The 21,969-nt window shown below is 35.9% G+C and carries 27 protein-coding genes; 19 read left to right on the forward strand and 8 right to left on the reverse strand.

The window, feature by feature from the left end:
- The first annotated feature begins 317 nt into the window (after window positions 1–317).
- The 7 genes from QZU83_RS04920 (at window position 318) to QZU83_RS04950 (ending at window position 6,302) form a co-directional block, all read left to right on the forward strand.
- Window positions 318–668, forward strand: coding sequence for a nascent polypeptide-associated complex protein (locus QZU83_RS04920; protein WP_295610147.1), 351 nt, complete (start codon window positions 318–320; stop codon window positions 666–668).
- A gap of 5 nt (window positions 669–673) precedes the next feature.
- A complete protein-coding gene (locus QZU83_RS04925) occupies window positions 674–1,417 on the forward strand; it encodes a metallophosphoesterase (protein ID WP_295610149.1) in 744 nt (247 codons plus the stop codon).
- Between the two features lie 69 nt (window positions 1,418–1,486).
- A complete protein-coding gene (locus QZU83_RS04930; protein WP_295610150.1) occupies window positions 1,487–2,512 on the forward strand; it encodes a Zc3h12a-like ribonuclease in 1,026 nt (341 codons plus the stop codon).
- Window positions 2,505–3,707 carry a hypothetical protein gene (locus QZU83_RS04935; protein WP_295610152.1) on the forward strand — a complete coding sequence of 401 codons (1,203 nt, stop codon included), beginning with the start codon at window positions 2,505–2,507 and terminating at the stop codon, window positions 3,705–3,707. Before QZU83_RS04930 ends, QZU83_RS04935 begins: the two co-directional genes overlap by 8 nt.
- Window positions 3,708–3,724: 17 nt before the next feature.
- A complete protein-coding gene (locus tag QZU83_RS04940) occupies window positions 3,725–4,156 on the forward strand; it encodes a hypothetical protein (protein ID WP_295610154.1) in 432 nt (143 codons plus the stop codon).
- Window positions 4,157–4,178: 22 nt separating this feature from the next.
- A complete protein-coding gene (argJ, locus tag QZU83_RS04945; RefSeq protein WP_295610155.1) occupies window positions 4,179–5,402 on the forward strand; it encodes a bifunctional ornithine acetyltransferase/N-acetylglutamate synthase in 1,224 nt (407 codons plus the stop codon).
- Window positions 5,403–5,711: 309 nt separating this feature from the next.
- Entirely contained in the window at window positions 5,712–6,302 is a 591-nt protein-coding gene (locus tag QZU83_RS04950; RefSeq protein ID WP_295610156.1) for a class I SAM-dependent methyltransferase, read from the forward strand.
- A gap of 80 nt (window positions 6,303–6,382) precedes the next feature.
- Here the strand turns inward: QZU83_RS04950 and QZU83_RS04955 are convergent, their stop codons facing one another.
- Window positions 6,383–7,567 (reverse strand): coenzyme F420-0:L-glutamate ligase, encoded by a 1,185-nt coding sequence (locus QZU83_RS04955; RefSeq protein WP_295610158.1) that lies wholly within the window; start codon window positions 7,565–7,567, stop codon window positions 6,383–6,385.
- Window positions 7,568–7,784: 217 nt separating this feature from the next.
- On the opposite strand from QZU83_RS04955, the gene QZU83_RS04960 reads away from it, so the two are divergent.
- Genes QZU83_RS04960 through QZU83_RS04970 form a run of 3 tightly spaced genes read left to right on the forward strand, consistent with a single transcriptional unit; the run spans window position 7,785 to window position 10,095 of the window.
- A complete protein-coding gene (locus QZU83_RS04960; protein WP_295610159.1) occupies window positions 7,785–8,372 on the forward strand; it encodes a class I SAM-dependent methyltransferase in 588 nt (195 codons plus the stop codon).
- Window positions 8,373–8,375: 3 nt separating this feature from the next.
- A complete protein-coding gene (locus QZU83_RS04965; RefSeq protein ID WP_295610161.1) occupies window positions 8,376–9,086 on the forward strand; it encodes a 2-C-methyl-D-erythritol 4-phosphate cytidylyltransferase in 711 nt (236 codons plus the stop codon).
- Window positions 9,079–10,095: an alcohol dehydrogenase catalytic domain-containing protein gene (locus QZU83_RS04970; protein ID WP_295610162.1), complete on the forward strand. Its 1,017-nt coding sequence runs from the start codon at window positions 9,079–9,081 to the stop codon at window positions 10,093–10,095. The genes QZU83_RS04965 and QZU83_RS04970 overlap by 8 nt, the downstream gene beginning before the upstream one ends.
- Window positions 10,096–10,101: 6 nt before the next feature.
- On the opposite strand, the gene QZU83_RS04975 is transcribed toward QZU83_RS04970, so the two are convergent.
- From QZU83_RS04975 to QZU83_RS04985, 3 genes are all read right to left on the reverse strand, one after another.
- Complete coding sequence (locus QZU83_RS04975; RefSeq protein WP_295610164.1) at window positions 10,102–10,620, reverse strand: hypothetical protein; 519 nt, start codon at window positions 10,618–10,620, stop codon at window positions 10,102–10,104.
- 226 nt (window positions 10,621–10,846) lie between these two features.
- Entirely contained in the window at window positions 10,847–12,211 is a 1,365-nt protein-coding gene (locus tag QZU83_RS04980) for an MATE family efflux transporter (protein ID WP_295610166.1), read from the reverse strand.
- Window positions 12,212–12,218: 7 nt separating this feature from the next.
- On the reverse strand, window positions 12,219–12,668 hold the full coding sequence (locus QZU83_RS04985; protein ID WP_295610167.1) for a MarR family winged helix-turn-helix transcriptional regulator: 450 nt from the start codon (window positions 12,666–12,668) through the stop codon (window positions 12,219–12,221).
- 124 nt (window positions 12,669–12,792) lie between these two features.
- On the opposite strand from QZU83_RS04985, the gene QZU83_RS04990 reads away from it, so the two are divergent.
- Window positions 12,793–13,122, forward strand: a complete 330-nt coding sequence (locus tag QZU83_RS04990) for a hypothetical protein (RefSeq protein ID WP_295610169.1) — start codon at window positions 12,793–12,795, stop codon at window positions 13,120–13,122.
- A 31-nt stretch (window positions 13,123–13,153) separates the two neighbouring features.
- Here the strand turns inward: QZU83_RS04990 and QZU83_RS04995 are convergent, their stop codons facing one another.
- Window positions 13,154–14,950: a YhgE/Pip domain-containing protein gene (locus QZU83_RS04995; RefSeq protein WP_295610170.1), complete on the reverse strand. Its 1,797-nt coding sequence runs from the start codon at window positions 14,948–14,950 to the stop codon at window positions 13,154–13,156.
- 150 nt (window positions 14,951–15,100) lie between these two features.
- Here QZU83_RS04995 and QZU83_RS05000 point away from each other — a divergent pair, with 150 nt between their 5' ends.
- The 3 genes from QZU83_RS05000 to QZU83_RS05010 all read left to right on the forward strand — a co-directional run bounded on the left by QZU83_RS05000 (window position 15,101) and on the right by QZU83_RS05010 (window position 17,186).
- Window positions 15,101–16,564, forward strand: a complete 1,464-nt coding sequence (locus QZU83_RS05000; protein WP_295610172.1) for a hypothetical protein — start codon at window positions 15,101–15,103, stop codon at window positions 16,562–16,564.
- A 63-nt stretch (window positions 16,565–16,627) separates the two neighbouring features.
- Window positions 16,628–16,915 carry a hypothetical protein gene (locus QZU83_RS05005; RefSeq protein WP_295610173.1) on the forward strand — a complete coding sequence of 96 codons (288 nt, stop codon included), beginning with the start codon at window positions 16,628–16,630 and terminating at the stop codon, window positions 16,913–16,915.
- 1 nt (window position 16,916) lies between these two features.
- Window positions 16,917–17,186 (forward strand): hypothetical protein, encoded by a 270-nt coding sequence (locus tag QZU83_RS05010; protein WP_295610175.1) that lies wholly within the window; start codon window positions 16,917–16,919, stop codon window positions 17,184–17,186.
- A gap of 23 nt (window positions 17,187–17,209) precedes the next feature.
- Here the strand turns inward: QZU83_RS05010 and QZU83_RS05015 are convergent, their stop codons facing one another.
- Entirely contained in the window at window positions 17,210–17,374 is a 165-nt protein-coding gene (locus QZU83_RS05015; RefSeq protein ID WP_295610176.1) for a hypothetical protein, read from the reverse strand.
- 51 nt (window positions 17,375–17,425) lie between these two features.
- Here QZU83_RS05015 and QZU83_RS05020 point away from each other — a divergent pair, with 51 nt between their 5' ends.
- The 5 genes from QZU83_RS05020 (at window position 17,426) to QZU83_RS05040 (ending at window position 20,716) form a co-directional block, all read left to right on the forward strand.
- Window positions 17,426–17,683 carry a hypothetical protein gene (locus QZU83_RS05020; protein ID WP_295610177.1) on the forward strand — a complete coding sequence of 86 codons (258 nt, stop codon included), beginning with the start codon at window positions 17,426–17,428 and terminating at the stop codon, window positions 17,681–17,683.
- Window positions 17,684–17,717: 34 nt separating this feature from the next.
- Window positions 17,718–18,833, forward strand: coding sequence for a low temperature requirement protein A (locus QZU83_RS05025; protein WP_295610179.1), 1,116 nt, complete (start codon window positions 17,718–17,720; stop codon window positions 18,831–18,833).
- Window positions 18,826–19,707, forward strand: coding sequence for an SAP domain-containing protein (locus QZU83_RS05030; protein WP_295610181.1), 882 nt, complete (start codon window positions 18,826–18,828; stop codon window positions 19,705–19,707). Before QZU83_RS05025 ends, QZU83_RS05030 begins: the two co-directional genes overlap by 8 nt.
- A 2-nt stretch (window positions 19,708–19,709) precedes the next feature.
- The gene (locus tag QZU83_RS05035) at window positions 19,710–20,297 is read left to right on the forward strand and encodes a DUF998 domain-containing protein (protein WP_295610183.1); all 588 of its coding nucleotides are present in this window, start codon (window positions 19,710–19,712) and stop codon (window positions 20,295–20,297) included.
- 170 nt (window positions 20,298–20,467) lie between these two features.
- Complete coding sequence (locus tag QZU83_RS05040; protein WP_295610185.1) at window positions 20,468–20,716, forward strand: hypothetical protein; 249 nt, start codon at window positions 20,468–20,470, stop codon at window positions 20,714–20,716.
- A gap of 27 nt (window positions 20,717–20,743) precedes the next feature.
- On the opposite strand, the gene QZU83_RS05045 is transcribed toward QZU83_RS05040, so the two are convergent.
- Both QZU83_RS05045 and QZU83_RS05050 read right to left on the reverse strand, forming a co-directional pair.
- A complete protein-coding gene (locus tag QZU83_RS05045; protein WP_295610187.1) occupies window positions 20,744–21,277 on the reverse strand; it encodes a GNAT family N-acetyltransferase in 534 nt (177 codons plus the stop codon).
- Window position 21,278: 1 nt separating this feature from the next.
- A complete protein-coding gene (locus QZU83_RS05050) occupies window positions 21,279–21,959 on the reverse strand; it encodes a hypothetical protein (protein ID WP_295610189.1) in 681 nt (226 codons plus the stop codon).
- Window positions 21,960–21,969 lie beyond the last annotated feature (10 nt).

Here is a 21,969-nt window from a genome sequence, read left to right on the forward strand (position 1 = left end):
ACTAATCTCACCACCCCATCCACATAAAAAAAATATAGACACTAACCCACTAAATGTGCAATTCATCCCCGGCTTAAAGAAGCCGGAGAATTCTTGCACAATAAAGTTAAAATTTATGAATTTCTTTTTTAGTGTTTTAAATCATCATTTAAAACACTCAAAGTCTTATTTTTTTTGTTTGTGTTGATTATTGCATGTGTCTTTGAAGCAGTTATTTCTGTTTTGATTGGAAATTTTTTAGTTGATATTATTTAAGTTAATTTTAAAAGTAATTAAAAATATAATTATTAATAGTTAATTTATTGAAGGTTTTTGATATGATACCTGGTATGAACAAAAAACAAATGAAACAGATGGAAAGGCAAATGAAAAAAATGGGAATGAAAATGGAAGACCTTGAAGGTGTCCGTGAAGTAATTATCCGTTTTGATGATAAAGAATTGATTATTGATGAACCTAGCGTAAGCTTAATGAATGTTATGGGTCAGGAAACTTACCAGATCGATGGTAAAGCCCGTGAAGTGGAACTTGAATATGAAGTAGAAATTCCTGACGAAGATGTTGAAATGGTAGCCAACAGTGCAGGTGTTTCCCAGGATGAAGCAAGGGCTGCCCTTGAAGAATGTAAGGGCGATTTGGCTGAAGCTATCATGAAATTAAATCAATAGATAAAATGACAGTTATTGCACATATTTCTGACTTGCATGTAAGCAGAGCGGATTTTGATGAAGAAATATTCATGCAGGCAGTAACAGAAATCAACGAATTGCAGCCGGACATGGTCATATTGACCGGAGACTTAACCAATAATGGATATTATGTGGAATTCGAACAGGCTACAAGGTATTTAGGAATGTTTGAAGCGCCATTATTTGCAGTTCCGGGAAACCATGATTCACGTAATTTGGGTTATCAGACTTTTGAAGAGCTGATTGGTGAGAGAAGCTGGAAACTAACTTTGGGAGATAATTTTACTGTAATAGGATTGGACAGCAGTTCTCCGGATGAAAGCAGAGGTCATGTAGGAACACCTCAGCATATGTGGCTGGAACACCAATTGGACGAATGTGTAATAAATGATAAGTTTTCCATTGTTGCCTTGCACCATCATGTGATTTCAATTCCTCAAACAGGAAGGGAACGCAATGTCCTGTCTGATGCTGGGGATATCCTGAAGACATTAACAACTCATGAGGTGGATTTGATATTGTCTGGGCACAAGCATGTTCCGAATATCTGGAAAATAAATAATTCTCTTGTTGTTAATGCAGGCTCATTATGCTCCTGTAAGCTGAGAGGAAAGAACAAAAACTCATATAATGTTTATAATATTACCGACAGTGAAATAGAGATTTTTCTAAATACTGTTGGTGGTGAAAGAGTGTTATTGGGAAAATATCCAAGGAACACCTTATAATAAGTTTAAATATTAAAAGAATATAATATAGTATACTGAATTAAATTTATAGAATGATTAGGTGATATTATGAAAGTTGTCGTTGATGCTTCTAATGTGGCTTTTGCTGTTAAAAATGAAAATGGACAACCGCAAATGGCAAATATTATTGCTGCTGTTAAAGCTTTAGAAGAAAGTGAAGATGAGTTTGTAATTATTGCAGATGCATCACTTCGTCATGATATTGATGATAAACAGAAATATTTGAAATTGTTGGAAAGTGAAAATGTAGAAGAAGTTCCAGCAGGTAATGATGCAGATCACTTTATTTTGGAAATTGCGACCAATGAAAAAGCCAAAATATTATCTAATGATAAATTCAGAGATTATGCTGCTGAATTTAGAAACATTTCTTCAATGAGAATTCCGTTTGTAATCAATAATGGAAGATTGGCATTCGGTAAACCAAACAAACCTAAAAAGGATAAAAACATACTTCAGCATATTTGCGAAGAAATCATCAAGGAACTGACCTTTAAAAAATGGGAAATATACATGGGTAAGGAAGGATTGGAGATTTCCCCATTAAACATTGCCAAACAGGCCATTATCCGTATTGACAATGAGAATAATGCGGAATCCAAACTTGAAAATATTTTCTCAAAAATACCAATGTTCAATAAGATTGTGGAAATGGTCGATGATGTTGAAATTGCAGCTCCGTATGTGATCTTTGTATTGGTTCATCCTAAAGATTATAAACTTGCAGTTAAAAATGCAGGAAATATTTCAGTGACTATTGCAGACAGATTAGGTCTTGAGAAAAAACCTTTAATTGCTGTTCGTAACGACCTGTTCACTAAACCGGGTAATTTTGAATTGAATATTCTGCTTGCAGATGAAGTAACCGAAAACGCACCATACAACATTCTGGTTCGCGTAAGCACTCATGATGAGGTATTCATAAAAAGAAACTCAAGAAATATTGCAAGCACTATAGCCGGCAGACTCGGATCTTGGAAATTCCCATTCGTATCCGTAAAACCTGACATGCTTTTAGAAAGACCTGGAGAATTTGAAATAGAGCTTGAAAGAGGAGATGCCTTCGATGACTAGCTTTTTAACTAAGGCTTACATTAAGTTGACTACCCGACTTAATCCGATTGCTGTTGGAACCAAATTTTTTCCAACAAACAATCTAGAAACTGAATATGTTGAGTTGTTCAATTATACTCAAACTATTCTTTTTGAGCTTGAGAAAGCAGAAATTACTTCAGATTCAATTTTAGAGAACTTAATTCGTGATGTTGGTGCTGAAAATATCCCTCAGGATTATAATTTTTATGAATTGACTCCTGCCGAGAACAAGGTAGAGGAATACGCTTTGGTAAGTAATATTATCATGGGAAGTGACCGTTATTTCTATATAGAATTGCAGAATCCTTCTAATCTGATTAATGTTTTTGTTAAAATCATTGAAAATGAAAAGGGAGAAATTGTTGAAAAGACAGCAACAGAACTCGTCGCAAAAATGTTAAGTAAAAATGATGCAATTCGTGTTGCAATTGAACTTATCGGAATAGGACTTTCTGAAGGAATTCAGGTTATATCCGCTGTAGGAATGACAGGTGCGGCTTCAATTGAAAGGGCTATTCACTATACTCAAAGTGTGGGAAGTTTCCCAGGTATTGCATTTACAAAACTTGGTGGAGAATATGCACTGGTATTTGATTCCCCATTTTTGCTTCAGGAATCCCATCCTGTTGATTTGGATAATTATCTCTTCATTGACTTGATTGATTCTACCAAATTCATTGATAAGAACGGCAGAAACAGGCTAGTTGACCTTATGACCGGAATAAAGAATTTCATCGAAACTGAATGTGAAGGTGAATTGGAAGGTTATAGGGAAGGTGGAGATGATTTCATTGCAAGATTCCCATCTAAAGACCTTGCTATTCGTGCAGGACTTGATGCGGCATGGTTTGCACTTGATAATGGTGCTAAAATCAGGGCAGGAGTTGGCAGAAGCAGACGTGAAGCAGGTGAAAGGGCTCAATTGGTCGACAGTTTAAATTCACCTTCTCCGTTGTCATTGGTTGTTTTTGAATTGGCTAATGGATTGTATGCCTATAACATTCCATCAGAATTTTCAAGAACCCTTATCAATTTGATTGAAAATGAAAAAGCTAAACTGATTGGAATTTTTGCATTTGTATTCATATTCGTATATATCCTGTCCATTTTAGGATTGGGAATGTTCGGATTTGTAGCAATCATTATAGCTTTGGTATATGCATTCATATCATAAATTAAAGAGAGCATATTATGAGACGAAAAAAGGATAATAAAACAGTGTTGAGGCGAGGTAATGGAAGAGATAATAAACGCAATCGCCGAACACCAAATTTCAGTTTAAAAAATAGAAATAATGATAATAGATATGCTCCTGCGGCACATAATAATTATAATAAACAGAAAAAACGTAGTCGTAAAACAGTTTTATTGATGATTTTGATATTGTTTGCATTTATTGTAGGTGCAGGAATTGGAATTCTCCTGAGTTTTGATGATGGCACTGAAGATGCTAAAAATGAAACGCATTATGAAAATGTGACTGTGGAGATGACCACTCATTTAAACGAGTCTAAGGGTGTTGTTTTTGATGAATCAGATCGTGTAGACTTCAATGAAAACAAGACCTCTCAGATATTGGGTGCTGAAAATAATCCGTATTATAACTATACGGGTTCAGAGTAATTAATTTATTTTAGTGATTTTTATGGATTATATTAGAAATATTGATGGTGGATTTTCAGTAATTGAAAATCTTAAAGTATCCGGCGCACGTGAAGGAAAGTATGGAGTTAGCATTATTCTTTGTCCTAACAGTACTGCTTCAGGAGTTTTTACCTCAAATAAGGTAGTTGCAGCTCCTGTAAAATACACTAAAAATGTACTTAAGAAAGGTATTGTCTCAGCTGTTTTCATAAACAGTGGAAATGCTAATTGCTTTACTGGTGAACAGGGATTTAAAGACTGCGAAACATTGGTTGAATTGGTTGCACGTGATTTGAAGCTGCCTAAAGATGAAATTGCAATTTCCTCAACAGGAGTCATTGGCCGTGAAATGCCAATCGATACAATTTCAAAGGTTGCCTATGAATCTCTTTCCAATTTGGGCAATCAGCCTGAAAATTCTCTTGCGGCTGCAAAGGCAATAATGACTACCGATACATTTCCAAAGGAATGTGCCGTTGAAGTGACATTAACAACCGGTGAAGTTGTTAAAATAGCGGGCATTACAAAAGGAAGCGGTATGATTGCTCCTAATATGGGGACAATGCTGTCATTTATTGTAACTGATGCAGTAATTCCAGCAAAAGAGATAAATAATGCTCTTAAACAAGCGGCAGACATCAGTTTTAACATGATTGTTGTTGATGGTGATGAAAGTACCAATGACACTTGTCTGCTCATGGCAAACGGAGCGTCAGGCGTAGAAGCCGTTAAGGATGGGAAAATAGATGAAAATTTCCAGGAAGCCCTGAATTATTTATGCATTGACCTTGCTAAAAAAATGGCCCGTGATGGTGAAGGGGCTACAAAATTTATAGAAGCTAATGTTTGCGGTGCAAAGGATTTGAATGATGCAAGACTTGCCGCTAAATCAATTATATCTTCAAGTCTTTTTAAATCTGCAGTGTTTGGAGGAGATCCTAACTGGGGAAGAATAGTCTCTGCTATCGGTTATTCCGGTTGTGATTTAAATCCGGATATTGTGACAATAGCTATTGCAGATGATTCAGATGAAGTTGATTTGGTTAAAAATGGAGAAATTTTAGCATTTGAAGATACACCATACCTTGAAAGAGCCGAAAAAATCATGCAGTCCAAAAATGTCATTGTCAATATCGACTTGGATTTGGGTGACTTTGAAGCTACCGCATGGGGTTGTGATTTAACTTATGATTATGTTAAAATTAATGCAGAATATACCACTTAAAGAAAACCTTTAAATATATTAAAAACATATATTTTTATGTTATACAATAATTCTAATGTTATAATGATTAATTTTGAAGGAGGGTAAGATATGGCAAAAGTTAAAGGAACTAACAGAAGGACCAGACAAAAAAGAAGTTACACCAAACCTGGTAGTAAAAGAGGAAGAGGAGTAAAACAAACTTGGAAAAAATAATCCTCTTATAACTTTTTTTTATTATTTTAACTATTTTTTAAGTGTTATTAACACATTATCACATTGACAATTTTTAAATACTATTTTTTACAAATCTTTTTTTAGGTGAAATTTATGAACGGTCACAGAGCACACGGATTTTCAAGTGCATTATTTTTGGACTCAGATGAAATACTGGCCGAATTGGACCTTAAAGGCGATGAAGTCTTTATGGATGCCGGTTGCGGTGATGGTCACAATGCAATCAAAGTTGTAGAAGAATACCTTCCCAACGGAACTGTTTATGCAGTAGATGTTTATGACGCATCTATTGAGGATATGGAAACCTATAAAAAGGAAAACGATGTTGCTAATCTTATCAATATCGAAGCCGACATTACTGAAGGAATTCCTGGCGTTGAGGATGAATCAATCGATGTTGTTTTGATGGTCAATGTTTTCCATGGATTTAAGGCATCAAGAAAGATAGATGAAGCCATATCCGAATTTGCAAGGATAATCAAAAAGGATGGAAAAATTGCAATCATGGATTATAAGGCTTGGGATGTTCCTAAAGGACCGCCAACTCCTGTAAGAAGTTCTCCTGAAGAGTTGGAGGAATACTTTGCAAAACACGGTCTTAAAAAGATTTATCTCAATGAAGAAATAGGCGAAGATATCCCTCAGGGCAAATCTCACTATTTGATAATGTTTCAAAAAGAATAGTTTTTAATTTAAGGGATTCAATTCCCTATTCATTACTTTTTTTCAGATTTTAAAAATAAAAAAAGAAGAGGATTCGAAATTTAGTCGCTTGCTAAATTGTCGAAGTATCCTTGTATAAATACTACCGGAGTTCCTTTGTCTCCGGAACCGCTTGTTAAGTCGCACAATGATCCGATTAGGTCTGTAAGTACTCTTGGTGTGGTTCCTTCGGTAATCATTTGTCCGGTTAGGTTTGCGGCTTTGTGTTTTATTTCGTTTATAATCGCATCTTTCAGTTCTTCACCTTTCAGGTCTGCGAATTTGTTGTCGGATACGTATTTTAGTTTGATTTCGTTTGGATATCCGTTGAGTCCTGCGGTGTGTGCTGGTGATACGACAGGGTCTGCCAGTTCCCAGATTTGTCCAACTGGGTCTTTGAATGCTCCGTCACCGTAGACCATTACTTCTATTTGTTTTCCGGTCATTTCCTTTAGTCTTTTTTGTACTTCGTTGACTACTTTGTCTCCGGTTCTTGGGAAGAGTTTTAGTTTTTCTTCTGTTGCTTTGTTGGATCCGAGTAGTCCGTAGTCTGGATTGCATCCTGATCCGTTGATTGGTTCTGTTAGTATTTGGTGTAGCCCGTATACGTTGGCTCCGAGGGCTTTTAGTGTTTGTGTTGTTCTTTCTCTTGTGTGAATATCACATGTGAGGACGTCATTGGTGTAATTCAGGATGGTTTTTATGTCGTTGGAGAATACGAATTCCACTTCGCAGTCTTCGCTTTCAATCAGTTCTCTGTAAAATTCGATCATGTTTATTCCGGTGAATGGGTGTATCCATGATGCGAATGTTTTAAAGTAATCTTCTTCGGAAATTATGCTTCCTAGATTGAAATTGGAATTGTACAGAAGGTTTGCGTCTAAAATTCCGTTTCCCACTTCGTCTGCAGGGAAGGTTGTCTGGAGTGTGATTTTGTCCATTCCTCTTGCGATACCTTTGAGGATTATGGAGAATCTGTTTCTGCTTAAGATAGGGTTTACAACTCCAATTTTTTTGGATGGGAATTTTTTTTGCACATCTTCAGCAACGTCATCTACGGTTACGTAATTTCCTTCTGAAATACCTACGACTGCTTCTGTTATTGCAACGATATCCTTGTCTCTGAATTCAAATCTTTCACTTTCTTTTGCGGCCATCAGTGAATCTATAACTATACTGACCAAATCATCATTTTCCTTAATAATAGGTGTCCTTATACCACGTACTACAGTACCAACACATCTCATTTTTTTATGCTCCTAATAAACATGTATGTATGCTGGAAAATATTTTCCAACAACCCATTTATTTTATATTTTTTTAATTATATATAGGTTAAGATTATCTTTGTGAATATTGGGTTCAATAGTAAAAAATTTTTTGAATAATCTTCATACGTTTTTTTCCTTGAAAATTATAAATACTATTTTTTAAAGATTATTATTAATGAAAAGTGGTGAGATAATGGAACATAAACATCATGCGAAATCAAGTTTAAAGTTTATGAGTTCTGAGGAAATCCTGGATGAGCTGAACCTTAAAGGCAATGAAGTTTTTATGGATGCAGGTTGTGGAGACGGTCACATTGCAATAAAGGCTGTTGAAGATTATATTCCTGACGGGGTTGTTTATGCGATTGATAATTACGAACCGTCAATTGAAGAGATTAATGCATATAAGCAGGAAAACAACCTTGAAAACTTGAAGGTCATTAAAGCAGACATTACAAAGGATATCACTGAAATTGAGGATGGGTCTGTAGATATGGTGTTCATGTTCAATGTCATTCACGGATTCAAGGCATCAGATAATCTTGATGAAGTTATCGAAAGCCTTTTAAGGATTATCAGAAAGGACGGTAAAATAGCCATTGTGGAATTTAATCCTATAGACTGGTCAATCGGACCTCCAACGGAAATCAAATATGCTCCAAGCGAGCTTGTGGAAATCTTTGATAAATATGACTTTAAGAAAATATGTCTGAATGACAATATTGGCCAGGATGGTCCCGAGGGCAAATCTCATTATTTAATAATATTTCAGAGGGAATAAACCATGATTTTTGCAGCAATTTTGGCAGGCGGAATCGGATCTAGAATGGGAGGAACTGACACTCCCAAGCAATTTCTGGATTTGGGGGATAAGCCTGTTATCATTCACACAATTGAGAAATTTGTAATCAACAGTAAAATCGATAAGATTATTGTTCTGACACCTCAAAGCTTCATCAATCACACAAATCATCTGATTGGAGAATATATCGGTGAAAGTGATGACATTATTGTTATTGAAGGCGGAGAGACCAGAAACGATACAATAATGAACAGCATTTCATATATTGATGAGAATTTTGGAATTGATGACGACTCCATAATAATTACACATGATTCCGTACGTCCGTTTGTAACCCACAGGATTATTGAAGACAATATTGCCGCTGCAAAAAGATATGGGGCCTGCGATACGGTCATTCCCGCTACAGATACCATTGTGGAAAGCATCAACGGAACCACTATTGAAAGCATTCCCGTGAGGGATTATTATTACCAGGGTCAGACTCCACAGAGCTTCAATATAAAGAAACTTTTCAATCTGATAAGCAGTTTGACAGAAGAGGAAAGCAATATTCTGACAGATGCATGCAAAATTTTCACTCTTAAGGATGAGGATGTATATCTGGTTGTGGGTGAAGTGACAAATATTAAGATTACATACCCTTATGATTTAAAATTAGCAAATACTATACTTGAGGATTCACATGATTAATATTGTTTACAGACTGAAATCTCCGAAATTTTTTGAAGAGTCAATTGATGAAATTGAACTTGACGGTGTTGTGGTGAGGCCGACCTACCTGTCAATTTGCCAGGCTGACCAACGGTACTATCAGGGCTCAAGACCTGCTGAGATTTTAGACAAAAAATTACCTATGGCATTGATTCATGAGGCAATCGGAGATGTTGTCTTTGACAGTGAAGGCAACTTCAAATCAGGCGATACTGTAGTGATGATTCCAAACACTCCCTGTGGGGAGGATGTTTGCAGAGCCAATTATTCCTATAAATCCAAATTCAGAGGCAGCGGATTTGACGGATTTACTTCCGATTTGATAAAACTTGAATCAGACAGGGTTGTAAAGCTTCCGGATGACTTTAATAATTATGTGTCTTCATTCATTGAACTTATGTCCGTTGCGTATCAGGGCATAACCAAGTTTGACAGCATTGCAATTACTCCCAAAAGCCGATTGGGTGTTTGGGGAGATGGAAACCTTGGTTTTATAACAGCCTTATTTTTAAAGGAGATGTATCCTCAATCCAAGGTGGTAGTGTTCGGCAAACATCAGGATAATCTTAATCTGTTTTCATTTGCCGATGAAATCTATAGGATACATGATGTGCCTGATGGTTTGGCAATTGACCACTGTTTTGAATGTGTGGGGTCTAGTGCATCCCAAACTGCCATTGAACAGATTATTGATTTGGTCAATCCTCAGGGAACTGTTAATCTGTTTGGAGTTAGCGAATATCCTGTTCCGATTAATACTCGGATGATTTTGGAGAAGGGATTGACCGTTCAGGGAAATAGTCGCTCTGAAAGGGAAGATTTCATAGGAGTTGTCGCTCTTCTAAGTGACAATCCTCGACTTTTTGATTATCTCGAAAAGCTAATCACCAATGTATGTGAAATAAATTCCTTAAATGATTTGAAGGAAGCCTTTGATAAAGATTCTATTTCAAAATTCGGAAAGACTATTCTAAAATGGAACAAATAGCTAATTTTATAGTCTGCTAACTATTCTGATGTATTCCGTCAGATAATACTTCCTATCCTCTTTTTGGCACATTCCGGGAAGTCTGGCCAGCATCATTATGTCATTAGCATCGAGTGTTTCTTTTTTCATTTTTTCTTTAATATGGGTTAGGATGATTTCACACGGATCTTCATTGATGCAGGCCAGTTTGATGGTAAATGGGGCATTTGAATAAATTTCAAATTCTTTGACATTGACGTTGATGTTTTTCGGGCAGAGAATATATATTGAAATTCTTTTACCGTATTTTTCGTATAGCTCTTCTGCAAATTCCATATATTTTGCAAGTTCCTCTGCAGTAAAATCCACGTCTTGAAATTCCAAATCAATAAATTCTCCGGTGGAGGTTATAAAAATGTCTCCTCCCTGATGGATATTGCTGTCAATTTCCAATTCATTGGAGTCAATTGATGAAACTATGTGGCTATTATCATCAAATGTTTCCTTAATCACTTTTGTTTTTATGTCAAAATCTTTTTCTTTCATGTTATCACTTCAAAATTTTAATTTGTATTCTTTATATCTATTTTAATCGCTTATAAATTAGTCAGTTTGAAATTAAAGCAATTTTATAGGGTTAAATCATTTTTCAATAATGATAACAAAAGTTAGATTTTAAGCAATTGTTGTGGTGATGTCGTAAAAAATGTCCTGCTTTATGTGGTGTAAAAAATTAGAAACCCTCACCCTGTAAAAGGTGAGGCAAATACTTTTAATTTCCAAATCTCGCTCTTATGCGTTTTATTTCGTATCTTGCAAATGCGTAGTTTAAAATACTGGCTATTGCTCTTCCGATACATAATCCTAACCATATTCCAACCAGTCCCCAACCAAGGACGAATACGAATATGCTGATTAAGGGAACGACGAATAGGATTTCCCTTAGAATTGTAAACATTAAGCTGTAGGTTCCCTTACCGATTCCCTGATAGAAAAAGCTTGAAGGTATTCCTATACCGGTCAGAATCAAACATGGACAGACAAGCTGCAGGTATTCTGCAATTCCTGGAACCAGATTTGCGGTTTCTGGTGTATAAGCAAATATGGTGGCCAAAGGTGTTGCAAAAATCACAAGTATTAATGTTATGACTGTTCCTAAAGCCAGACCAAATTTGGCACCGAATTTATGTGCCCTTGACAGGTAATCCCCATTGCGCGCACCGTATGAACTGCCCGCCACGGCAATAACTGCTGAACCGATTGCTGTCAGGGGCATTATTGCAAATAGGTATAGTCTCTGGCCTGTTGTAAATGTTGCGATACCGTAATCCCCTCCAATCATTGCGATTATGATTAAATAAATTGACATTGCAATCGCCATAATCAGCATGTCAAGTGCAGATGGAATTCCTACCTTGAGGATGTCTTTTGTTAATTTGGCGTCGAACTTGAAGTTTTTGAGTGTGACATCGACATATGTGTCCTTTTTGATTAAAATCCAGTACAGGATTATCATTGCTGAAATCAAAGCACTGACAACTGTTGCAAGGGATGCTCCCGCTGATCCTAATCCCATTACGTAGATAAATATCGGATCAAGTGTTGCATTCAGGATAACTGTGGCAACAACAACATACATCGCACGTTTCATGTCCCCTTCGCCACGAAGGATTCCGCTGCATCCGTTTCCAAACATCAATGCAATAAGTCCTAAAAATAATGGTGTTGCATAGGCTATCGCTTCATTTAATGTCTGGCCGCTTGCGCCGTAGCTTCTAAGCAATGGTTCCTGTATTATGATGAATACTATTGACAATACGATTGATGCTATCAGGAAAATGAACAATGACTGTGTCGCTGATTTTGTGGCCATCTCTTTATTTTTTGCACCGATGAATCTTGAGATGCTGCTTGTTGCACCGTTTCCAAGCCCTACGCTTGCTCCATTCAGCACCATGAAAATGGGTGTCACAAATCCGATTCCAGCAATTGCGGTCGGTCCAAGTCCCGCCACCCATATTCCGTCAACGATATTGTATAATGCTGTTAAAATCATTGATATCATTATGGGAATCGCTAATTTTTTGACTGCCTTTTCCGGTTCTCCTCTCATTAATTCCACGTTTTTATTGGCCATATTATCACTATTCTTCTATTATCTCTTCACTTTTTCTAGCTATTTGTATCAACTTGTTTTTTGTATCGTCATCCAGCTTGTCAATTCCGACCTGCTCTTCCCATTCATCCAACTCTTTTTTTAATAGTATGGCTAATTCTTCTCCTTTTTTTGTCGTATTTAATATGTATTTTCTTCTGTTGTTTTCGTCAATTTTTCTTTCGACATATTTCTGGTCTTCTAGTTTTCGCAGTGCTTTTGCTATTGTTCCTTTGCTTTGGCCGAATGTGGTGGCCAAATCGTCCTGAGATAAGTTTTTCTTGTTGTGTATTTCTAGCAAATAACGTCCTTCATGAACCATATCTATGCGATTCGGATTTTTCACGGTGTATTTAAGCCTATTTTTTGATATGTGGTGTATCAATGCAATAAAAGGCATTGTATCAAATTTGTCGGGTTCATTGTTTTCTTTCGTCATGGTTTATCTAAAGTTATTTTGTAGAAAATTCTATATAAATGTTTCCTGGGAAACTGTTCATTGAAAAACAGTGATATCCATAATTTAAATAGGGGGATGTAAATAATAATCAGTAGGTGATATTGTGGACTATGAGACAATAATATCCGAGAAATTCCCAACCTGCAATGTTGAAGTAATCAGTCCTGATGTATTTGAAGTAGAACAGTTGATTGAATACATTACTGATGATATTGTGGTGTATAAGCCATTTTCCATCATGGTTTACCGTCATATGATTAGATTTTTAATGGATGTCGGCAAAAGGGGTAAAATCTACTATCTCGAAGGCTTTTCGGATGATGATTTAAAAATGATTCATGCGGGGCTGCTGAAATTCACATGGAAACTCGATACAAAAATCAATCTGTTTAAAAACGCTGATCCTGACAGGGATGTTTTAGGTTTAAAATAAAAAAATAAGGGTAGAAGTTGATTATCAACTTCTAGAATAATCCACTTTCTTCTAATCTTTCTTCAAAGTACTTGGATGCTTTATCTGCTTTTTCTTTAATAAGCACTGCAACAATAACAGATACAATACCAATGGCCAGAAGAATAACCAATGCCGGCCAATAGTTTGACCAGACCACACCAAGCTGAGCCTCACGTATTAATGTGATTGCATATGTCATTGGCATGTACGGATACAATGTCTGGAAAAATTGGTGCATGATTTCAATTGGATATATTCCTCCTGTTGCAGATATCTGAAGCACCAAAAGAACTACAATGAGTCCTTTTCCAACAGTGCCGATAGCGGAAATGACGGAATATATTAAAATCATGAATACCGTCGATACCAGTATTGCCGAAAATATGAATAATGGATAATTGTCGATATGGACACCTAGTAGGACACATCCGATAATTGTCACTATTGCCTGAAGAATGCTCATTATTATATAAATCAGCAATTTGCCGGAATACATTTCAAACGGTGAGTATGGGGTTCCCATACTGGATTTTGGTTCAATCATTACGCAGGTAATTAAAGCACCGACCCACATGGACAATACAATATAGAATGGAGCCACATCGGACCCGTAATTAGGTACTGAGAACAATTCATGTCTGTCTAATTTTATTGGGGAGTAGAAATAGTCTCCTAGGAGTGTTTCATTGATTCCTGTAATGCTTGAAAGTGAATTTGCTGAAGCACTTAATGCACCTGCTGCTGCATATAATGCCTGTGATGCAGCACCTGAAAGCAATTGTGCACCAGCTGCAAGGCTTAAAGATCCTTCTGCCAGAGCAACAGAACCTCCGGCAACTTGGCCTGCACCGTCAGCTAGTTGTGATGAACTTTCCGCAAGCTGTACTGAACCGTTGGCCAGTTTACTTGCACCCTGTGCCACTTGACCGGTTCCGTTTGCAAGTTGGGCACTGCTGTCTACATATTGTTTTACAGGTCCGTCAGGAATTAATGAAGGGTCTACTGCTGATTGAAGCTCCTCAGAACCTTGCTGAACTTGATTTGCTCCCTGCTGGAGATCGGATGAACCCTGCTTGACCTGATCTGCACCGCCCTTGATTGCAGATGATCCTTGCTGAACTTGACTTGCACCGTCCTGTACCTGTCCGACTCCTGAAGATACCTGACCTGCACCTGATGCAATTTGTGCTGAACCTGCTGCAAGCTGACCTCCACCGCTGGCCAGTTGGCTGGCTCCCTGTGCAAGGCCGCTCTGAAGTTCTCCAAGTTTTCCATAGGCCGCAAGGTTTATAATTTGAATAATTTTTGCATTAAGTGTTGTATAAACAGTATTTGCACCAGAATCTGTTAATTTCGCAGCTACCGGATTTGATTTGACGTTTACAACATATTCAAGCTTTGCCTGTTGAGGATTATCGCCGGCAATCGAAATAACGTTTTCCGACAGGTTTTTAGGTATTATGATTCCCGCATAATAGTCTCCCTTATAAACGCCGTCCCGCAGCTCATCCTCTGTTACAAACTTCCAATCAAATTTATCATTTTTCTTCAAATCCTTTACAAGCTCATTTCCAACATTAAATGGTGTTCCCTGGAATGTTGAACCGTTATCCAGGTTGGCTATGGCAAATTCAACATTGCCTGTATTTTCATAAGGATCCCAACAAGCCTGTATATTTAAAAGAGCGTAAAGAGAAGGTAAAATGATAATTGCAATCAACACGATTGTCACTATGGGGTTTGAAAATGCCCCCTTGAAATCATTTTTCATTATCTCGGCAATTTTGCCTATATCTTTTCTACTCATGTTAATCCTCTAATTCATTGACAATATTTATAATATTTGAAATATAATATTATATTAAAAGTTAAATTAATATAAATGTTGTTATATTTATTAAAAACATATAAATATCAACATTTTTTTTAAATAAGTATATAAATTAGGGGTTTTTCTATGAAATTTAAAAAAAGTATAGTTATTTTTACATTAATACTTAGTATATTATTCACCCTTTCCTGTGTTGCTGCAAGTGATGTCAATGATACTTATGTGGCCAATGTCGATGATGATGTGATTGGCCAGACAAATGACACTCCGCTGGCAGCTGATGGTGACGGAACATTTTTCGAATTGCAGAAACAGATTAGCAGTGCTCCAGCCGGAGCTACAATAACTCTGGATAAAAATTACGTTTATGATGGGGGATTTGATAAATTTGGAATTTTAATTGATAAAGATTTGACCATAAACGGTAATGGCCATACCCTAGACGGTTTGTCCAAATCCAGAATACTGGTTGTAAATTATGGCAGTCCTTTAAAGCACAATAAAGTGGTATTGAACAATATCTCCTTTAAAAATGGAAATTCTATTGACTATGGTGGGGCAATATTGAATTTTGGAGATTTGACTGTAGACCATTGTGTCTTTAAAAATAACTATGCTGGTGTTACAGCAGGTGCAATAAACTCTATTGGGGTATTGAACTGTAAAAACAGTGTATTCAAACAAAATTCAGCTAAAGGAGATGCCGGAGCCATTTTCTCATTGAATTTTGAATTTTCATTCAAATATTATGCTGATTACTTTAAAAATCATAAAATAGAAGATATAGGTGGAATATTCACTGAACTGTCATTGGGTAATACTCTCAATTTCCAAACAGATTCAATAAGTGATTGTTATTTCAAAAATAATGTTGCTAAAGGACGTGGCGGTGGAGCAATCTACGGATTCTCCCATTTGAATATCGTTTCATCAACATTCACCTCAAATAAGGCAAATGAAAAAGGTGGAGCAGTATTTGGATGCAAAGACCTATTCATTAAAAACTCAAAATTCACCAATAATCAGGTGCCGATGTATGGTGGTGCAGTTTACTTCAAAGGCCATGAACAGTCCGGAAGCTATGTAAACGGAACTTGGGTTTCATCACTTAAATTTTATTCAAACTTAATCCAAAATTCCGTTTTCACACATAACATTGCAAAAGAACGTGGAGGAGCCATTTACGGATTTAAATTTGCTGGCGCTCCTGATGTTCCTTGTGCTCAGGCAGTAAAATGTACTTTCAGTGATAATAAATCACCTCATGGCAAAAACATTTACGGAGGAACTCTGAAAAACTGCATCTTTAAAAATACTAAAATAACTTTAAAAACTGTCAAAGTTAAAAAGTCATTGAAGAAGCTTGTTTTAAGCGCTACAGTTAAAAAAGGATCTTCTGCAGTAAAAAATAAATTGGTTACCTTCAAATTCAATGGAAATGCTTTAAAAGGAAAAACAAACTCAAAAGGAATTGCAAAGGTTGTTGTCAAATCAAGTATCTTGAAAAAACTTAAAATAGGAAAAACAGTTAAATACTCTGCAAGCTATTCCGGCGTTTCTGTCAAGAAAACAGCAAAGGTTTACAATTAGATTGAGGGTATTTCAAATATTATTTATAGTAGAGAAAATATAATTTTTACACGGTGAAAAAAAATGTTAGGAGAGTTTATGCCTTTTATTGGCTTGATTATTTTCGGTAACATTGAAAACTTAATATTGGCTTCCCAAGGTGTTGTCAGTGGAGTCAATCCCAAAATATTGGGCGGATTAAGTATTCTTATAGTAATTTTATGGTTAATCATTGGAACTGTCGCAACAAATGTTGCAATGCAGTATGCAAATATTATTACTTTCATTGGCGGACTTGCAATATTTCTGTTGGGTGTAAAGGCAGTCTATGACGCATTAAAACATATGAGATCAACCAGAGGAAGTGAATAGTATGGTAGATTTAAAAGATTATGTTCCATTTACTGGTTTGCTTATTTTTGGAAACATCGAAAACCTTATTTTGGCTTCCCAGGGCGCCGTTGCACATGTGAACCCAATTATTTTAGGCATATTGAGTCTTATCGCAGTTATTATATGGTTATTGATTGGAACTTATGGAACAAAAATAGCTATCAAGTATGCCGATTACATTGAAATATTGGGCGGTATTGCTATAATCATATTGGGTATTCAGTCAATGCTTGAAGCATTCGGATTTTAATCCCTTTTTTTATTTTTTTTTAGTTAAAACTTAAAGAACTCATCACAATATTCGCAGTAATAGTTATATTCACTGCTGCAGCAGTTTCCAAGTATTATTTCACCGTTCATTGATTCGACCGCTAATTCGTCATTTGAATCATGAAACACTTTTTTCAATTCGCGCTCACATTTGGGACAGGTTTTCATATATCTTAATTTTATTAACGATGATTTTTAAATATTAATGTAGGTGTTAATATGCTTATTAATGTTGGAGGAGAATTCGGTACACATTTGGAATCTAATGAAATTGCTGTGGAATTGGTAGATATCCTAAACAGGATTGACGGTGATGATTTTATTTTGGATTTTAAGCAAGTCGTTTTTGTTAATATGAACTTCGCTCAGGCGTATTATAATGCTAAAAACGAATCTCCAAAAAAGATATCCGAAATCAACATCTCCGATGAAATCAGTGTTGTAATGGGTGCGGCTGATGAAGCGTGCAATCCATGATTTTCATTCTTGAATTCTTACATTTAATGATAATATGAAAATAGCTAAAAAGCCAGTGGAGCTAATAGAATTATTCTATGATCTGCTCTTTGTTTATGCAATATCTCAATTGACTGGCCTTATTAATGAACCTGTTGGAGGCATCATACCTCCATATGATTTTTTTTCTTATCTGGTTACATGTTTTGTAATTCTGCAGGCATGGCTCTACTTTACAAATTACGTCAATCGATACGGCCAATGGAAATGGTACGATTATGTATTGATTTGTATAAATATGATTGCCGTAATTTTCATGTCCAATACCATTCTGGGCGATTGGGCGGTAATGTATTTCACATATGACGTGTCAATGCTGATAATTCTTCTTACCGTTGCATTTCTCTATGTCATTCAGGCCAGAAAGGAACGGACATTGAAGGGAGCTGCCGGAAATTCAATAACGATTCTTTCAATTGTTTGTGCAATATATGTAATCGCAATCCTATGCTCATTTTTCGGTTTTCAGAGATATGTGCTTGCAGTCAATGTCGTAGCCATATTGGCGGGGGCATTTCTGCCGTTTTTCATCAAAGGAAGATTTGACAAAAGCATTATCAATTTTCCGCATTTGGTGGAACGCTTTGAGCTTCTGACAATAATCACATTTGGAGAGGCAATTGTAGGTTTGGCTCATTTTTTCGATGCATTGAATTTCAGTTTCATTCCAGTTATGGTATTTCTCATTGTAATTTCAATGTTTGGAGCATATGTGATTCAAATTCATTATCTGATGCAGCATAATCGTGTGGAAAGATCATTAAGATTAATGTTTAGCCATTATTTTATCGTAATAAGCATTAACCTTGTAACAGTGGCTCTTGAGTTAATCCGCTCAGGTGGAGTTGACCCCAAATTTGCTGCTGGATTAATGATTGTTTCACTGATTGTTTTCTACATTTCAGTAATTGCAAATAAACAATATTATAGGCAAAGTATTAAATTAACCAAAAAAGATATAGTATTTATGATAATGGCTACATGTTTGGGAATAGCTATTATTATGATATTTATTTCAAATTTATATGCTTTCTTAATCGGAAGCTTATGCATAACATTCGGCAATTTTTTAGTATTGCTGATGAAATATAAAGGGTGTTTAAGTGAGTGAACAAAAATTAGAAGTATTTAATGTTTTGAATTTTTTAAGCCGTGGTTATAAAATAGACGATATTTTAAACGAAGATAATTTCGGAACTTTCCAGTCCGGTCAGGATTGCTTGGATTATTTGGTTGAAGAAGGTTATCTTTCAGGAAATGGCGGCACAGTAACTGCTGAAGAAATTTCAAAAAAATATACAGTGGCCGATTTAAAAGTGTTGTTAAAGGAAAATGGCCTGAAGGTATCCGGTAAAAAACAGGAACTTGTCGAAAGAATTCTCCCGGTTTTAAATGAAGGTGCAGGTGCTGGAGATTATGAATTGACTGACAAGGCTCATGAATTCCTCAAAGAAAATGACTGGATTGACTTGTATATGTTTGCACTTGTTGCATTCAGATTTGAAGATTATAAAGATTATGTTGAAGGATCCAGTGCAGACAAGATAGAAACTGCCTTAAACTTCTGTGATGAGATTTTATCAAGGGCATTGATTGCAAATCAATTTATTGTATTTATCGATGCTTTATCTGCAAAAGCTCACGTCTACGCATATGACGGAGATTATAATTCATTCATGGATTACGATTTGCAGAGGTATATTTTAGGATTAAACCCTATTTCATTGGATGCGCAAACCTATGCGACTTATGATCCTATAAATGATGCCAATATATACAATTTAAGAAGGGTATTGGAAAAATTGGATATGGGAAGTCTTAAGAAAAGATTTGATAAAATCTGGAACATATGTAATATCAGGAATACTACAGTTCCTAAAAAGACTTGCTATAAGATATTGCAAAGGGCTCTTGATGGCGCTGACCTTGAAGAGCTTAACTTTGACATTAAAGAAAAATACTTCAATAAGAAATTCGGTATTTAAAAATGAAGTCAAAAGTTGCCGGATATGCATTCATAATTGGTAGTTTATACTATATTATGGCTGAAGTCATCTCTGCAACTTTTTTCAATGCTTCTTTTTTTAACACCTATATTTTCCATACCATATCTGAACTCGGAATTCCAAATGGAAACTCTCCGCTGTTTTGGCTGATGAATTCTGCTTTTATTTTAATCGGTCTAGTGGTGATTTTCGGTAATATTTATGGGTTTAAAGATTTCATCGTCAAAAACAGGGCTGTTTTTTATTTATTGACATTAGTGACAGGTTTGGGTGTCATTATCGTCGGTTTGATTCATGGCGGAAATCCTCTGACATCAGGATATCATACCTTAGGTGCTGTAATGGCAATTCTTGGAGGCAATGTCATGCTGGTTGCTGTTTCAAGGTCCATGGCCGAATTTGACAGGTTTCAAAAGGTTACATTAACATTGGGCATTGCCGGTCTGATCGCTTTCTGGATAATGTTTTTCATTATGAGAAATCCTTTCATGCCTGTTTTTGAGAGGCTGTCAGTATATCCTCTGATTATTTGGAGTTTTCTCACCGGTGTTTACATCATCAGAAATTAAAATTAGTCATGATTATTCTTGATAGTTCAGTATTTATTTAACTAATTTTGATAGCTATTTTTAATATTTTTAATAGGCATCTTATTTTCAATGGATTTTTTTGACCTCATCTACATATAGACATAAAAGTTTATATAGTTTGTAGGATAATTATTTTTAAAGGTGATATTATGGCAAATCTAGATAAAAATATCGAAGAAGAAATTTTAGCAATTGTCGAAAAATATCAAAAAGAAGATACAAAACTTCTAAACTATTTAATAACTGATGATGAGATTACATTTTTCTCACCATTGGCAAACGGTAAATCAATAACTGCTGAAGACCTGCAAAAAGTTGCAGATATTTTAAAAGGATCCTTCATTGGAATGGAAATCGTAAACCAAGAATACAGATTTAAATTCAAATGCGGATTATAGGGGTTTAACATACTCCTATCTTTTTTTTTAATTTAATTTTTCCAAATCATATTCAAAAAGATGGAATTTTTCCAAACCAACTGCGGGATGGAACATTTCAACGCTGTCAACATATTCGAATCCGAACCTCTTGAAAACATTTTGGGCTCCGTCATTTCCATTTATTATATCCACTCTGATGGTTTTTTTGTTGTTTTTCAGACCATAGGTTTTTATCTGGCCAAAAATCTCTTTTCCAATTCCTTTCCCGGTTGAATCGGAAGCTATTGCAAACGTGTGAATCACAATAATTTCATTAGGATTTGCATTAACGTTCCAGTTTATATCCTCATATTCTGGGTCAAACCTATTGTTCAAAACAACACAGGCAATTATTTCACGGTTTTTTGTGCAGATATACAATTCTTCTTTTTCAATATTTGTTTTGATGTATTCCGGATTCGGATATCTTTCATTCCATTTTGGTCTGAACTCGCTGCCTTTAATGGAATTGATGACATTCTGATAGAATTCCAATATATGTTCTGCATCACTGATATCTGCTTTTTTAAGCCCAGTCATATTATTTCCCGTTTTCCAGATAATTCTGCGTGAGCTTGCATTCGCTCATGCATTTTGTACATCCCAATCCTGCCTTATATTGGCTGATAATGTATTCTCCGCAGGCTTCAATATCAATGATGTCTTTTCTGTTTAATCTGTCATTCCATTTTTGAGGATTGATTGCATCAACAGGACAGGCTTCCTGGCAATTTGTACAGTCGTCACACTGCGAATCGGTGATAGGTTTGCCGAATTCCAATGGCATGTCTGTCAGTATGCCTCCAAGAGCAACTGCTGAACCGTATTCTGGTGTTACAAATAATGCAGAACGTCCAATCCATCCGAGTCCTGCTTTGGTAGCTATTGTTTTGTATGGAAGAATACTTAACAATTTTTCCATGTCGCATTCGTTTCGCTTCATTGTCAGTGCAAAGGCATCATATCCAAGGCGTTTAATGTATCTCTCACCTTTGTGGGATATCTGGGTAAGTTTTCCAATTTGTCTGTGGAATGATTTCCAGTAGGCCTCGTATTCATCATCCTTGACTAATTGTATTGTTTCTTTGGGAATTTTTAAAACAAGACTTATCCCATAGGGAAAATCGATGAATTCACTTGCAAGACCGTTTACGTCTGCAAATCCAACTTTGCTTGCACCTGAACTTATCAAGTATTCTTTAAGTTTATTCATTTCAGACATAATATTTTGT

This window comes from uncultured Methanobrevibacter sp., from assembly GCF_902771435.1.
Classification (GTDB): domain Archaea; phylum Methanobacteriota; class Methanobacteria; order Methanobacteriales; family Methanobacteriaceae; genus Methanocatella.

Bases quoted from the DNA above. Each gene is read 5' to 3' on its own strand.
- QZU83_RS04980 (WP_295610166.1), bottom strand. From the start codon at position 12,211: ATGGCCAATAAAAACGTGGAATTAATGAGAGGAGAACCGGAAAAGGCA.
- QZU83_RS04975 (WP_295610164.1), bottom strand. From the start codon at position 10,620: ATGAAAGAAAAAGATTTTGACATAAAAACAAAAGTGATTAAGGAAACA.
- QZU83_RS05010 (WP_295610175.1), top strand. From the start codon at position 16,917: ATGGTAGATTTAAAAGATTATGTTCCATTTACTGGTTTGCTTATTTTT.
- QZU83_RS04985 (WP_295610167.1), bottom strand. From the start codon at position 12,668: ATGACGAAAGAAAACAATGAACCCGACAAATTTGATACAATGCCTTTT.
- QZU83_RS04955 (WP_295610158.1), bottom strand. From the start codon at position 7,567: ATGAGATGTGTTGGTACTGTAGTACGTGGTATAAGGACACCTATTATT.
- QZU83_RS04970 (WP_295610162.1), top strand. From the start codon at position 9,079: ATGATTAATATTGTTTACAGACTGAAATCTCCGAAATTTTTTGAAGAG.
- QZU83_RS04960 (WP_295610159.1), top strand. From the start codon at position 7,785: ATGGAACATAAACATCATGCGAAATCAAGTTTAAAGTTTATGAGTTCT.
- QZU83_RS05015 (WP_295610176.1), bottom strand. From the start codon at position 17,374: ATGAAAACCTGTCCCAAATGTGAGCGCGAATTGAAAAAAGTGTTTCAT.
- QZU83_RS04935 (WP_295610152.1), top strand. From the start codon at position 2,505: ATGACTAGCTTTTTAACTAAGGCTTACATTAAGTTGACTACCCGACTT.
- QZU83_RS05000 (WP_295610172.1), top strand. From the start codon at position 15,101: ATGAAATTTAAAAAAAGTATAGTTATTTTTACATTAATACTTAGTATA.
- QZU83_RS05005 (WP_295610173.1), top strand. From the start codon at position 16,628: ATGTTAGGAGAGTTTATGCCTTTTATTGGCTTGATTATTTTCGGTAAC.
- QZU83_RS05040 (WP_295610185.1), top strand. From the start codon at position 20,468: ATGGCAAATCTAGATAAAAATATCGAAGAAGAAATTTTAGCAATTGTC.
- QZU83_RS04925 (WP_295610149.1), top strand. From the start codon at position 674: ATGACAGTTATTGCACATATTTCTGACTTGCATGTAAGCAGAGCGGAT.
- QZU83_RS04950 (WP_295610156.1), top strand. From the start codon at position 5,712: ATGAACGGTCACAGAGCACACGGATTTTCAAGTGCATTATTTTTGGAC.
- argJ (WP_295610155.1), top strand. From the start codon at position 4,179: ATGGATTATATTAGAAATATTGATGGTGGATTTTCAGTAATTGAAAAT.
- QZU83_RS04920 (WP_295610147.1), top strand. From the start codon at position 318: ATGATACCTGGTATGAACAAAAAACAAATGAAACAGATGGAAAGGCAA.
- QZU83_RS05035 (WP_295610183.1), top strand. From the start codon at position 19,710: ATGAAGTCAAAAGTTGCCGGATATGCATTCATAATTGGTAGTTTATAC.
- QZU83_RS05025 (WP_295610179.1), top strand. From the start codon at position 17,718: ATGAAAATAGCTAAAAAGCCAGTGGAGCTAATAGAATTATTCTATGAT.
- QZU83_RS04965 (WP_295610161.1), top strand. From the start codon at position 8,376: ATGATTTTTGCAGCAATTTTGGCAGGCGGAATCGGATCTAGAATGGGA.
- QZU83_RS04995 (WP_295610170.1), bottom strand. From the start codon at position 14,950: ATGAGTAGAAAAGATATAGGCAAAATTGCCGAGATAATGAAAAATGAT.
- QZU83_RS05020 (WP_295610177.1), top strand. From the start codon at position 17,426: ATGCTTATTAATGTTGGAGGAGAATTCGGTACACATTTGGAATCTAAT.
- QZU83_RS05045 (WP_295610187.1), bottom strand. From the start codon at position 21,277: ATGACTGGGCTTAAAAAAGCAGATATCAGTGATGCAGAACATATATTG.
- QZU83_RS04930 (WP_295610150.1), top strand. From the start codon at position 1,487: ATGAAAGTTGTCGTTGATGCTTCTAATGTGGCTTTTGCTGTTAAAAAT.
- QZU83_RS05050 (WP_295610189.1), bottom strand. From the start codon at position 21,959: ATGTCTGAAATGAATAAACTTAAAGAATACTTGATAAGTTCAGGTGCA.
- QZU83_RS04940 (WP_295610154.1), top strand. From the start codon at position 3,725: ATGAGACGAAAAAAGGATAATAAAACAGTGTTGAGGCGAGGTAATGGA.